The organism is Candidatus Poseidoniia archaeon (assembly GCA_030748895.1).
In the GTDB taxonomy this organism is placed as follows: domain Archaea; phylum Thermoplasmatota; class Poseidoniia; order MGIII; family CG-Epi1; genus UBA8886.
Window position 1 is genome coordinate 22,467 of the sequence record JASMLC010000002.1, and the last position, 11,678, is coordinate 34,144.

Annotated in this window: 13 protein-coding genes and 1 tRNA gene; 12 read left to right on the forward strand and 2 right to left on the reverse strand. The window is 68.1% G+C overall.

The window, feature by feature from the left end; genetic code table 11:
- Nucleotide 1: 1 nt before the first annotated feature.
- The 9 genes from QGG57_00965 to QGG57_01005 all read left to right on the forward strand — a co-directional run bounded on the left by QGG57_00965 (nucleotide 2) and on the right by QGG57_01005 (nucleotide 7,349).
- Nucleotides 2-946, forward strand: coding sequence for a KEOPS complex subunit Pcc1 (locus QGG57_00965; protein MDP7006753.1), 945 nt, complete (start codon nucleotides 2-4; stop codon nucleotides 944-946).
- 22 nt (nucleotides 947-968) lie between these two features.
- Nucleotides 969-1,253: a hypothetical protein gene (locus QGG57_00970; GenBank protein MDP7006754.1), complete on the forward strand. Its 285-nt coding sequence runs from the start codon at nucleotides 969-971 to the stop codon at nucleotides 1,251-1,253.
- Between the two features lie 145 nt (nucleotides 1,254-1,398).
- Nucleotides 1,399-1,731, forward strand: a complete 333-nt coding sequence (locus QGG57_00975; protein MDP7006755.1) for a nucleoside triphosphate pyrophosphohydrolase family protein — start codon at nucleotides 1,399-1,401, stop codon at nucleotides 1,729-1,731.
- A 40-nt stretch (nucleotides 1,732-1,771) separates the two neighbouring features.
- Nucleotides 1,772-2,914 (forward strand): citrate/2-methylcitrate synthase, encoded by a 1,143-nt coding sequence (locus QGG57_00980; protein MDP7006756.1) that lies wholly within the window; start codon nucleotides 1,772-1,774, stop codon nucleotides 2,912-2,914.
- A 36-nt stretch (nucleotides 2,915-2,950) separates the two neighbouring features.
- Nucleotides 2,951-3,523 (forward strand): L-threonylcarbamoyladenylate synthase, encoded by a 573-nt coding sequence (locus QGG57_00985; GenBank protein MDP7006757.1) that lies wholly within the window; start codon nucleotides 2,951-2,953, stop codon nucleotides 3,521-3,523.
- Complete coding sequence (gene map / locus QGG57_00990; protein ID MDP7006758.1) at nucleotides 3,513-4,403, forward strand: type II methionyl aminopeptidase; 891 nt, start codon at nucleotides 3,513-3,515, stop codon at nucleotides 4,401-4,403. Before QGG57_00985 ends, map begins: the two co-directional genes overlap by 11 nt.
- On the forward strand, nucleotides 4,400-6,199 hold the full coding sequence (locus QGG57_00995; protein ID MDP7006759.1) for a chloride channel protein: 1,800 nt from the start codon (nucleotides 4,400-4,402) through the stop codon (nucleotides 6,197-6,199). The genes map and QGG57_00995 overlap by 4 nt, the downstream gene beginning before the upstream one ends.
- A gap of 21 nt (nucleotides 6,200-6,220) precedes the next feature.
- Complete coding sequence (locus tag QGG57_01000) at nucleotides 6,221-6,352, forward strand: hypothetical protein (protein MDP7006760.1); 132 nt, start codon at nucleotides 6,221-6,223, stop codon at nucleotides 6,350-6,352.
- A 1-nt stretch (nucleotide 6,353) separates the two neighbouring features.
- Nucleotides 6,354-7,349 carry an SAP domain-containing protein gene (locus QGG57_01005; GenBank protein MDP7006761.1) on the forward strand — a complete coding sequence of 332 codons (996 nt, stop codon included), beginning with the start codon at nucleotides 6,354-6,356 and terminating at the stop codon, nucleotides 7,347-7,349.
- On the opposite strand, the gene QGG57_01010 is transcribed toward QGG57_01005, so the two are convergent.
- Together QGG57_01010 and QGG57_01015 are read right to left on the reverse strand one after the other, a co-directional pair.
- Nucleotides 7,346-8,431 (reverse strand): 50S ribosome-binding GTPase, encoded by a 1,086-nt coding sequence (locus QGG57_01010; protein MDP7006762.1) that lies wholly within the window; start codon nucleotides 8,429-8,431, stop codon nucleotides 7,346-7,348. The two genes, QGG57_01005 and QGG57_01010, sit on opposite strands and share 4 nt — an antisense overlap.
- Before the next feature lie 36 nt (nucleotides 8,432-8,467).
- Nucleotides 8,468-8,544, reverse strand: a tRNA-Val gene (locus QGG57_01015).
- 50 nt (nucleotides 8,545-8,594) lie between these two features.
- On the opposite strand from QGG57_01015, the gene QGG57_01020 reads away from it, so the two are divergent.
- The 3 genes from QGG57_01020 to QGG57_01030 are packed head-to-tail and all read left to right on the forward strand — an operon-like array spanning nucleotide 8,595 to nucleotide 11,668.
- Nucleotides 8,595-8,876 carry a hypothetical protein gene (locus QGG57_01020; GenBank protein ID MDP7006763.1) on the forward strand — a complete coding sequence of 94 codons (282 nt, stop codon included), beginning with the start codon at nucleotides 8,595-8,597 and terminating at the stop codon, nucleotides 8,874-8,876.
- 25 nt (nucleotides 8,877-8,901) lie between these two features.
- Nucleotides 8,902-9,525: a hypothetical protein gene (locus tag QGG57_01025; GenBank protein ID MDP7006764.1), complete on the forward strand. Its 624-nt coding sequence runs from the start codon at nucleotides 8,902-8,904 to the stop codon at nucleotides 9,523-9,525.
- A gap of 1 nt (nucleotide 9,526) precedes the next feature.
- Complete coding sequence (locus QGG57_01030; GenBank protein ID MDP7006765.1) at nucleotides 9,527-11,668, forward strand: DEAD/DEAH box helicase; 2,142 nt, start codon at nucleotides 9,527-9,529, stop codon at nucleotides 11,666-11,668.
- The last annotated feature ends 10 nt before the right edge of the window (nucleotides 11,669-11,678 follow it).

The following is an 11,678-nucleotide window of genomic DNA, read 5'->3' on the forward strand; positions in this document are numbered from 1 at the left end:
AGTGGGTGGTAATGCTGGTGACACGCGAATCGCACAGCTGGCCAGCGCCATTGAGCAGGCGGTCGCTTCCGCAACGAGCGGCCCCGCGACGGTCGCGTTTTCGGGTGGCGTCGACTCCTCGCTGGTCGCAATGCTGGCGTCGCGCCATGCCGAAGTGGAGCTGCTGGTGGTTGGCACGCCGGGCGCGCACGACCTCGCCGCGGCGGAGGAATCGGCAGCGCTGCTTAATTTAAATATTCGTCGCCTTGAGATTTCTCCCACGCAAATGGTCGCCGCTAGCCAGGAACTGGCCGCGACGCTGAGGCTTTCGCAGCAGGAAGTCGAGTTCCTGCTCCCCTTCTGGCTGGTCGCCCGCGAGGCGACCCACCCGTGTCTGCTCTGCGGTCAGGGCGCCGACGAACTTTTTGGCGGCTACGACCGCTTCCGGCGCCCCGGCGCGACCCCCGACCTCGCCGTGGAGGTGGCAGACTTGCAGGCGCGGCTGACGCAGCGCGAAGAAATCATCACGCGCCACTTCGACCGCGAGGTGGCGTGCCCGTATCTCGACGCGCGCGTCATCGCCGCCGCTGAAGCGTTCCCGCAGGCGGAGCGCATCGCCGCGCCCGGCAAGGCGCCGTTGCGCGCGGCCGCCACAACGCTGGGATTGCCGGCGCCAGTCGCGCAGCGGCCGAAGAAGGCAGCGCAATACGGCAGCGGCGCGCAGAAGGCGATTCGTGGCGCGCAGCAGCAGCGGCTGAGGCTGACGCTGCGCTTCTCCTCCGCGGCGGTCGCCGCGGCGGTCGCTGCCGCGACCGGTCCCGACAACGCGGGCTGGGTGACGCTCGAACGCGACGGCGCGACGCTTGCGGTGCGCATCGTCGCCGCCAGCGTCGGGAGCCTGCGCGAGGCGGCCGAGGACTTCCTGGCGTGCGCCTCGCTCGCCGCCCGCGTGGCCGAAAAGGACTAGGCGCGGCCGCTGCTGGGTCGCTATGCAGGACCCCTACCCCGCGGGGCGACCGTTCCCGCCGCCCGTCGTGGCGTTGTCAGCGCTGGCCGCCGGCTTCGCGCTGGAGCACTACCAGCCGGCGCCGCTCGGGCTGGGGCTGGCCGGTTTCGCCGCTGGCGCGCTTATCGTCGGGGGCAGCGTGCTGCTGGCCATGTGGGCCGTGCTCACTTTCCGGCGAGCCGGAATCAGCGTCGATTTCCGCAGGGACACCCTCCAGCTGGTCGTCGCGACAGCGGCTGGTTCCTCGCGACGGGCGCGGCGCTGGTGACAATCCTCGACCGCTTCACCATCCGGCGCGAGGAGGAGCTGCTGGTCGCGCTCTTCGGCGACGCCTACGAGCGCTACCGGCAGTGTGTGCGCCGCTGGCTCTGACTGCGCCGGCAACGCCTAAACCGCACCGCGGCTCGGGAGCCATGTCGCAAAGCTTTGCGCAGATGCTCGATCGCGTGCGCGCCTTCCACGAGAAGCACGATTTTGCCGGGAACAACGGCCACGACATGGCGTACCGGCTGCTGCTGACGATGGAAGAGGTGGGCGAGCTGGCCGAGTGCATCACCAAGGGCAAGCCACAGGCGGACCGCGCGGAGGAGTTGGCCGACCTGCTTATCCTGACGTTCGGCCACGCCATCGCGATGGACGTGGACCTGGAGGCGGCGTTCGACGCCAAACTCGCCGAAGTCATGGAGCGCCCCGCTATCCGGGGCGATCTCGGCGTGCGGGTGACGCGTTATGAGCCTCCTGCCTGAATTCGGCAAACACTAAATATTGCACTGCCGTACGCCGGCCGTGGCCTCCCGCAGCGAAGCTAGCACTGCCCTCCCCGAGCCGACCAAAGGTCTGTCGGGAATCGTCGCCGCCGACACGACGCTCAGTTTTATCGACGGCGAAAAGGGCCTCCTGAAATACTGCGGCTACGGCATCGACGACCTCGCCACCAGTTCCAGTTTCGAGGAGGTGGTCTGCCTGCTCTATGACCGCGGGCTCCCTTCGGCGGAGCGACTGGCTGACATGCGTGCACGCATCGGCGCCGCCCGTGTGCTGCCTCCCGAGGTGAAGCAGGTTATCGAGCAGCTCGCCGGGCGCACATCGCCGATGAGCACGCTGCGCACCGTCGTCTCGGCGCTGGGCCACTACGAGTCAAACGTGAAGCTGAAGGAGCTGCCGCCCAAGGCGCTGCGGCTGGTGGGGCAGATTGCGGCCGCGGTGGCGATGATTCACCGCCTGCGCGAAGGGCTGGCGCCAATCGAGGCCGACCCCGAACGGGGGCACGCGGCCGATTTCCTGCACATGCTGCTCGGCAGCGAACCGACCGAAACACAGGCTAAGGCGCTCGATCTCTACCTCATCCTGCTCGCCGACCACGGCTTCAACGCCTCCACCTTCTCCGGGCGCGTCACTGCCGGCACGCTGGCGAACCTCCACTCGGCGATTACCTCCTCGGTCGGGACGCTCAGCGGCCCACTGCATGGCGGCGCCAACGAGAAGGCGATGGAGATGATAATCAAAATCGGCTCGCCCGACGCCGCCGCCGAATGGGTGGTGGAGAAGATTGCGGCGAAGCAGCGCATCATGGGCTTCGGCCACCGCGTCTACAAGGTTGATGACCCGCGCGCGCCGCACCTGAAGGCGTCGTCGCACGCGCTGTGGGAAGAGCGGGGCGACACGACGCTCTTCGACACCAGCGTCGCCATCGAGAAGGCGGTCAAGGCGGCGAAGCCGCTCATCACCAATGTCGACTTCTACTCAGCGACACTGCTCTACGGGCTCGACATTCCTACGGACCTGTTCACGCCGCTCTTCGCGATGTCGCGTGTAGCTGGCTGGACCGCGCACGTGCTCGAGCAGTATGGCGACAACCGGCTGATTCGCCCCCGCGCGCGCTACGTCGGCAAGGCCGACCGCACTTACGTCCCGCTCAAACAGCGCTGAACCGCAAACGGTTTTGGCGGCCGCTGCTGCCCCAGCGTGGAAATCGACGCGGCGCGGGCGCACTTGCGGAGCGGGGGGCTGCTGGTCTACCCGACCGACACGCTGTGGGGGCTCGGCTGCGCTGCGCTTGACGGCGTAGCAGTCGCGCGACTGCTGCGCCTTAAAGCCCGCTCTTCGGATGGGCTGAGCGTGATGGTCGGTTCCTGCGACGAGCTCTGGGCGCTCGGCGAGCGGTCGCCCACCGCGGAGGCGCTCGCCGTGCGCTGGCTGCCGGGGCCGCTGACGCTGGTGCTGCCCGCAGTGTGTGCGCTGCCGGCCGGCGTCGGCCGCGACGGCACTGTCGGCCTGCGCGTTCCCGACCACTCCGTCGCGCTGGCGCTGGCGCGCAGGTTGCCGCTCGTGACGACCAGCGCCAACCGCCACGGCGAATCGCCCGCGGCAACGCTGGCAGGGGCGCGCGCGGCGCTGGGCGACGCCGCGCGCTATCTCGACGGCGCATCCCCGCAAGGCGAACCGTCGACGGTCGTGCGCGTAACTGCCGACGGCTGTGAAGTGCTGCGCGCCGGTGCGATTTCCGAAGCGGAACTGGAGGCGTCGCTTGGAGGCTGACGAGCTGGTAAAATGGCGCCACGCCGGCGAGCTGGCGCGCGACGCGTTGCAATATGGGCGCAAGCTCATCGTCGACGGGGCGGACGTGCTGGCGGCGGTCACCCGGATTGAGGATTACGTGCGCCGCAATGATGGCGGGCTGGCGTTTCCGGTCAACATCGCCACCGACGAGGAGGCGGCGCACTGGACACCGTCGTCGCGCACCGCCCGCTGCTTCAAGGCGGGCGAACTGGTGAAGCTTGATGTCGGGGTCGAGATTGACGGCTACATCGGTGACAACGCGCTCACCGTCGAAATCGACGGCTCGCGGCACGACGAACTGCGCGCGGCAGCGCTGAAAGGGCTGGAGCAGGTGATTGAGCTGGCGGCGCCCGGAGTTTCCACGGGATTGCTCGGCAGCGCCGTGCAGGAGACCATCGAGGCGAGCGGGCTGCGGCCGGTCGCCAACCTGACCGGCCACGGCATCAAGCGTTACGACCTGCACAGCGGGCTCTCGATTCCAAGCGTCGGCGGCCACCGCGGGACCGCGCTGCGCAAGGACGACGTGATTGCGGTCGAGCCGTTCGCGACCAACGGTGCCGGTCGCGTCGGCGGCAAGCGCAATTCCAATATATACCATCTAGGCAGCCCCCGTCGCGTGCGCGACAGTGCGGCGGCAGAACTGCTCGAGCAGGTTCGCGGCGAATTTCACGGGCTCCCCTTCGCCGAACGCTGGCTGCACGCGTTCAGCGACGAGCCGCGCAAGCCGCTCCAGAGGCTGCTGCGCAGCGGCGCGGTGGGCTTCTACCCAGTGCTTGACGAACTGGGCCACGGGATGGTGGCGCAGGCGGAGCACACGCTGCTCCTGACCAGTGGTGGCGTGGAGGTGCTGACGGCGTGAATCTCTCGCTGCCTCCCGCGAGGCTGCAACGGATGGCCACTTCGCCGATGCTGCGGCTCAACATGCTGGCGGCGCTCACGGGCGCCGCGGTAGCGTGCCTGGCGTGGCTTTTCCTGCAGGCAATTGACGGCGTCCAGTGGCTATTCTACCGCGACGGTGGGTTTCTCGAGCATAATTATGGCGTCTGGATACTGCTGGTGCCGGCGGCCGGCGGGCTGGCGACGGGGCTGATTATCAAGTACTACGCCCGCGAGGTGCGCGGTCACGGGGTGCCGGTGGTGATGGAAGCAGTGGCGGTGAACCGCGCCCGGCTCGGCACCCATGTCGCGCTTGCCAAGGGCGCCGCAGCAGCCATCTGCATCGGCACCGGCTTCTCGCTGGGGCGCATCGGCCCGCTAATCCTGATGGCCTCGACCTTCGGCTCCGAGGTGGGGCAGCGCATGGGGCTGAGCGTCGAGGAGACGCGCACCATGGTCGGCTGCGGGGCAGCAGCAGCGCTCACGACAGCGTTCAACGCGCCGCTCGCTGGAGTCATCTTCGCTATCGAACTAATCGTGACCGAGTTCCGCACTCGCTCATTCATTCCGCTGGTAGTGGCGACCGTCATTGCTACGGCGTTCGCGCGCACCATCAAGGGCGATATTGCGGCGTTCGACAGCTTGCCACTATATAGCCTGAATTCGCAGCTCGAGTACCTGCTCTACCTCGTGCTGGGGCTGTTGGCAGGGCTGGCGGCAGCCGGCTTCATCAAGCTGCTCTTCGCCTTCGACCGCATGATGACGGCCCTGCACCAGCTGCCACTGCCGGCGCAGACCGCACTGGGTGGCCTGGCGGTGGGCGCCATTGCGCTGGCTTTCCCCGAAATCCTCGGCAACGGTTTCGACATCACCCACGGGATGTTGCAGGGGACCGCCGACACCTCCCGACTGCGCGGCCCCGACGGCTTGCTCACAATTGACAACATGGCGCTGCTGCTGGCGACCCTCTTTATCCTGAAGCTAATCGCCACCTCCATCTCGATTGGCAGCGGCGGCTCCGGCGGCGTCTTCACGCCTTCGCTGTTTCTCGGCGCCGCGCTTGGTGCCACTTTCGGGCTGGCGGTCGCGCCGCTCGGCTTCACCGCCCCGGCCGGCGCGTATGCGCTGGTGGGGATGGCCGCCTTCACCGCCGCGGCGACGCGTGGGACGCTGACTGCTATCGTGCTACTGTTCGAGATGACTGGCGTCTACGACATTATCCTGCCACTGATGCTGGCGTGCGTCGTGGCGGACGCGGTCTGCTACGTAATTTCGGAGCACTCGATTTACACTGCCAAACTGGCGCAGCGCGGCGTCCACATTGACATGGGTGCCGAGCAGGACCTGATGCGCATGCTCACCATCGGGGAGGCAATGTCGGAGGAGGTGATGACGCTTGCGCCCGACACGCCACTCGAGGTGGCCATCAGCCAGCTCGAGGATACGGGCCACATGTCGTTCCCGGTGCTGGAGCAGGGAAAGCTGGTCGGCATCATCACCTGGACTGACCTGCATAACGCGGTCGTGAACCGCGACCGCCACCTGACAGTCGGCGACTACTGCGTCCGCGAAGTGCTGACTGTGACGCCCGACGACCCGTTGACGCGTGCGCTGGACCTGCTGGGGCAGAAGCAAATCAGCCACCTGCCGGTAGTTGACCCGCGCGATGCTACACAACTGGTGGGGCTGATTACCAAGGGCGATATCATCAAGGCCTACAACCAGCGGCGGCTGGTGCGGCGCAAGCTGAGCTGGGACCAGAAAGGTGAAAGCCTTTAATTGGCGGGGTTCTGCGGCCGAGTGCCGTCAGAGACCTCCGTCGAGGAAGAGCTGGTCGTGGGCCGTTCCCGTACCAACGGTGGAGCCCAGCGCTCACCTACGCTCTCCAACCTCGGGGTGCGGTTGCTGACGATAATCAAACGGTACTGGTAACATGGGTCTGTTCGGACGAAAAAAGAAGAAGAAGGCGAAGAAGCCGGTGCTCGAGCCGGTTGCAGCAGCCGTAGCGCCAGCCGCGGCTCCGGTCGCGCAGGCGCAGCCCATCGTCGAGCTGGCGTCACCGCCGACCAACATCCAGCCTGACATGGTCATCGAGATGGACATGGACATCCAGCCGGCAGTCGTGGCCGCCCAGCCGGCGGTCGAACTCGCGCCAGCCGCGCAGCCCGCGGCGCCAGCCGGGCAATCGGCCGACTGGCACAAACGCAGCGAGAAGCCGCTGATGGATATTCACCGCCGCCTCGACAGCATGCTCGAGGAGGATTCGGCGTCGCTAGAGGAGCGCTACCACGAGCGATTCGGCGACAAGCTCCCCAAGTCGGTCGCGGGTAACGCACCGGCGAAGAAGGAAGAGCCGGCCGCCGAGGGGAAGAAAATCACCTTCAAGTCACGCTCCAGCATAAGTTTCAAGCCGCGCGCAGCGGCGGACCCCGAGCCAGCCACTGAACCGGAGGAAGAACCGGCTGCCGCGGAAGCGCCAGCCGCTGAAGATGCCCCGTCAGGCGACGCGTCGCCCGGCATCGGCTCGCGCATTGCGGGCGGCGCACGCAGCGCCGGCTCGCGCACCAGCGGCGCCATTGGCAGCGGCGCGTCCGCCGTCGGACGCGGAGCTCGCGCGACCAGCTCGGCAATCGGCAGCGGTGCACGCGCAACCGGCAGCGCCATCGGCAGTGGCGCACGCGCAACGGGTGCCGCCATCGGCAGCGGCGCCTCAAAGGTCGCCGGCCTCTTCCAGCGCGGCGATTCCGGCGACGCAAAGCCGGCGGCGAAGAAAGCAGCGCCGAAGAAGAAGGCAGCCGCGAAGAAAAAAGCGGCGAAACCTGATTATGGCGCGATGACCGGCGCCCAGCTCAAGGCGGAGCTGAAGAAGCAGGGACTGCCGGTCTCGGGCAAGAAGGCCGAGCTCCTCAAGCGGCTACAGAAAGCCTAGCGGTGAGTGATTATGCTCACCACGTCGCCATCAGCGACACGATGCCCGAGGCCGACAGTCTGTCCGGGAAACTTGGCTGACGGCCCGGTGACCAGCGCGTAGCGAAACTTGCGGCGGAAATCACGGTGCAGCGCCTGGCAGATTTCGGCTATGGTCGTCCCGCGCCGCACCACCAGCGGCTCCTCCATGTCGGCCGCCTGCCCCTGCGGTTTCATGAAGACCGAGATAAAGTCGAGCCGCGCATAAATCGCGTCACGCAAATCGTCGAGCCCCTCCCCCGTAGGCGGCGCAATCTCGATGGCGCCGGGGCAGAGTTCGCGCGCCCGCGCCAGCTGCTTTTTACTGGCGAGGTCGACCTTGGTCAGGACCGTCAGCGAAGGGACGTAGACGCGCGAGCCGGCGAGCAGGTCAATCAGGTCATCCAGCTCGATATATTCGCGCAGTACAATCTGTGCGTTGACCACCCCGTATTCGCGTGCAACCACCTTGATGGCCTCATCCTCAAGCTCCTGCTCGACGGTCGAAATGACCTCGATACCGCCCTGCCCCATCCGCGCTATCGAGCCATTCGGCGGCCGCCCGTCAAGCCGCAGCCCGGCGTCCTCCAGCTCTTTCAGGATGACGTGCGGCGCCGACTCGCAGGCGTCGACAATGTGCAGCACCAGGTCGGCTGCGCGGATGACCGAGAGCACCTCGCGCCCCCGCCCGGCGCCCCGCGCAGCGCCCTCAATCAGCCCCGGCAGGTCAAGCAGCTGGATAATCGCGTCGCGATGCTTGAGCACGCCGGGAATCACGTCCAGCGTCGTGAACGCGTACGCCGCAGTCTCGCTCTCGGCGGCGGTCAGTGAGTTGAGCAGCGTCGACTTGCCGACGCTCGGCAGCCCCACTAGCGCCACTGTTGCGTCGCCCGCCTTGCGAACGCTGTAGCCGCTCCCCTTCGGGCCGGACGATGCCGCGATGACCTGCTCGCGCAGCTGCGCCATCTTCGCCTTCAGCTTACCGATGTGGTGTTGCGTCGCCTTGTTGTACTTGGTGCTGGCGATTTCAGCCTCGATGTCGGCTATCTTCTCGGCGAGGGACACGTGTCCAGTGGCAGAAATGGTGCGATAAGAAGCCGATGGTGGGCCCGCGGAGGTTCGAACTCCGGACCTTCGCCGTGTGAAGGCGACGTCATAGCCAGCTAGACCACGGGCCCGCGGCGCGCACCGCAGGTGCAACCTATTTGTGGGTTGCGTTTCCCCGGTCGTGGTCGTCAAGGCAAAGCGGGGCCGTCGCCGCTACCTCCAGCTGCGCGTTACCCCGGCGGTGAGCCGCCGTCGGCTGGAGCGGCTGCTGGCGGGTCGCCTGGCGGAGTTCCGCGTGATTCGCTGTACGGAGGGCGAGGCGGTGGTGCGCGTGCCGCACACCGGCGCGGCCGCTGCCCGGGAGGCGCTCAACGGCGACCTCGGCGACGGCTTCGCTGGTGAGACGCTGGCGACGAGCGGCACGCTGAAGGGATTGCAGCGGCGGCTCGCGGAGCGAAAGTAATTAGCCGCTGCCGGCTGGCCCGGTGATGGAGGCGAGCGTAACCTGCCCCGAGTGCGGTGCAACGACCGAGGCGGAAATTGCTTCAGAGGGGCATTCCGAGTACGTCGGCTGCGGCGATTGCGGCCACCGCTTCCTGTGGGAACCGGCCGGTGGCGGCGGCACGGTTTCGGAGGAGCTGGACTGGGGTGACGGAGCGGCGGCGGGCGACTATGTCGCGCTCTACCCTTCGACCAGCCGGCCACAGATTGCGGGGCTGATGTTGCTACTGGCGGCACTGGGACTGCTCACCAACGTAATCCTGCTGAACGGGACGCTGGGCGACCCCGGCAAGGTTGAGGGCGCGACCGTGAAAATGAACGAAATCATGACCGATTCCGGCATGGGCTCATCGGAAGAATACGACGAGGATTTCGTCCGTTCGGTCCTGCGCGCCGCGATTGTCTGGGAGCTCTTCTGCACCGTGCTGGCGACCGCCGGCGGAGTGCTGGTGCTGCTGCGGCAGAACTACACGCTGGTGCTGGTGGGCTGCGCGGCCGCCATCGTCGGTATGGGGCCGTTCATGCTCTCGACGCTCTTCGGCGCGATTGCGCTCTATCTGGCGCTGCAATCGCGCCCCGAATTCGGACTGATTGACGAAGAGAGCTGGTAGGGTGCTGCCCGCTATTCTGGAGCACTTCGGTATCGCTGAGCTTTACCCGCCGCAGGCGGAGGCAATACCGCTGGTCGAGCGCGGTGAGTCGCTGCTGCTGGCGGTGCCGACCGCCGCCGGCAAGACGCTGGTCGCCTACCTCGCGCTGCTGCGCGCCGCGGCGGCAGGCCGCCGCGGCATGTACCTCGTCCCGCTGCGCGCGCTGGCGTGGGAGAAGGTCGAAGAGCTGCGCGCGCTCACCGCAGCGGTGCTGCCAGAGGCGCGCGTCGGGGTCAGCGTCGGCGACTACGACCGCACGCGCGGGCTGGGCGACTGCGATATCATCGTCGCGACCAGCGAGCGCGCCGACTCGCTGCTGCGCCACTCGCCCGAGTGGCTGCCGCAGGTGGGCTGCCTTGTCGCCGACGAGGTGCACCTGCTCAACGACTCGCGGCGCGGGCCGACGCTCGAGGTGACGCTGACGCGCTTCCGCGAACTGGTGCCCGACCTGCAGCTGGTGGCGCTCTCGGCGACGGTTTCCAACGCGGCCGAGATTGCCGACTGGCTCGGTGCGACGCTCGTGAGCAGCGATTTTCGGCCGGTGCCGCTGGCGCGCGGCATCTGCACCGACACGCGGCTCGAGTGGGAAGCGGGCGCGCGGCAGGTGCTGCCGCGCGCCGGCGCCGAGGGGTTAGTGCAGCAGCGGCTGCCCGACCAGTCGCTGGTCTTCGTCTCGACGCGACGCGGGGCCGAAGCGCAGGCGAAGCGGCTGGCGCCGATCATTGAGCCGGCGCTCACGCCCGACGAGCGCGAGGCGCTGGCGGAAGTGGCTGACGCGCTGGAGACGGGCGCCGACGAGGCGACCAGCTTCGACCGCGGGCTGGCGCAGCTGTTGCGTCGCGGCGTCGCGTTCCACCACGCCGGGCTGACGAACCGGCACCGCCAGCTCATCGAGGCGCAGTTCCGGGCGCGGCGGCTGAAGGCGCTGGTCGCGACGCCGACGCTCGCCGCCGGCGTCAACCTGCCGGCGCGGCGCGTTATCGTGCGTGACCTGAAGCGCTGGGAAGCTTCATTCCAGTCCAACCAGCCCTTGCCCGTACTCGAGGTATTGCAGATGCTCGGCCGGGCGGGGCGGCCGGGCTACGATGCCGAAGGCGAAGGCGTGCTGATGGCGAAGGACGTCGCGCAGGCCGAGGAGGCTGAGAGCGCCTACTTCCGCGGCGAGCCGGAGCCGGTGGTTTCGCGGCTGGGCGCCGAGCCGGCGCTGCGCACCCACCTGCTGGCGCTGATTGCGGCCGGCGCGGCGAGCGACCGCGAGGCGCTGCACAGCTTTCTCGACCGCACGCTCTTCGGCGCGCAGGGCGAGCTGTGGCGCACGCAGCACCGGCTCAACCGCGTGCTGGAGTTCCTGCGCGAGGAGGGGCTCATAACGATGACCGGCGCCGAGCCGGGCGAGTTCGCCCCCGCCAGCGAGACGCAGCGCGAGGGATTCGCGGCGACCGATTTCGGCCGCCGCGTCGCGCAGCTCTACGTCGACCCACTTACGGGCGTTACGATGCGCCGTGCGCTCGAATCGGGCGTCCCGCCCAACCCGCTCGGCCTACTGCACATGGTGGCGCGGACGCCCGACATCCACTCGCTCTACGTACGCAAGCAGGAGCTGGAGACCTACCTTGTGCGGATGATGAATGCCGAAGGCGAACTGATGCTCCCGACGCCCGAGGACCGGGTCGAAGTGGAGTTCTACCTGTGGGACCTGAAGACCGCGCTGCTGCTACAGGACTGGAGCGAGGAGATGCCCGAGGAGCAGCTACTCAAGCGCTACTCGACCACGCCGGGCGACATCCGCGCCAAGGTGGACGTCGCCGAATGGCTGCTCTACGCTGCCTGCGAGCTGGCGCGACTGCTCGCGCCGGAGGCGGTCGCGGAGCTGGAGCAGCTGCGCACGCGCATTAGCCACGGGGTGCGGCGCGAGCTGCTGCCGCTGCTCGCGCTCCCCGGCGTCGGCCGTATCCGGGCGCGGGCGCTCTTCAACCACGGCTTCGCGGCGCCCGACGCGTTCGCCACCGCCACCGAGGCGGAGCTGGCGCGGGTGCCCGGCATCGGCCCGCGGCTGGCGGAGCAGCTGGCGGGGCGGCGCGAGCCGGAGCAGACAACGCTCTAAAGGGGGCGCA

What these genes read in the sequence shown, in the direction of transcription:
- QGG57_00970 (MDP7006754.1), top strand. Translation starts at nt 969, where the DNA reads ATGCAGGACCCCTACCCCGCGGGGCGACCGTTCCCGCCGCCCGTCGTG.
- QGG57_00975 (MDP7006755.1), top strand. Translation starts at nt 1,399, where the DNA reads ATGTCGCAAAGCTTTGCGCAGATGCTCGATCGCGTGCGCGCCTTCCAC.
- QGG57_01005 (MDP7006761.1), top strand. Translation starts at nt 6,354, where the DNA reads ATGGGTCTGTTCGGACGAAAAAAGAAGAAGAAGGCGAAGAAGCCGGTG.
- QGG57_01025 (MDP7006764.1), top strand. Translation starts at nt 8,902, where the DNA reads ATGGAGGCGAGCGTAACCTGCCCCGAGTGCGGTGCAACGACCGAGGCG.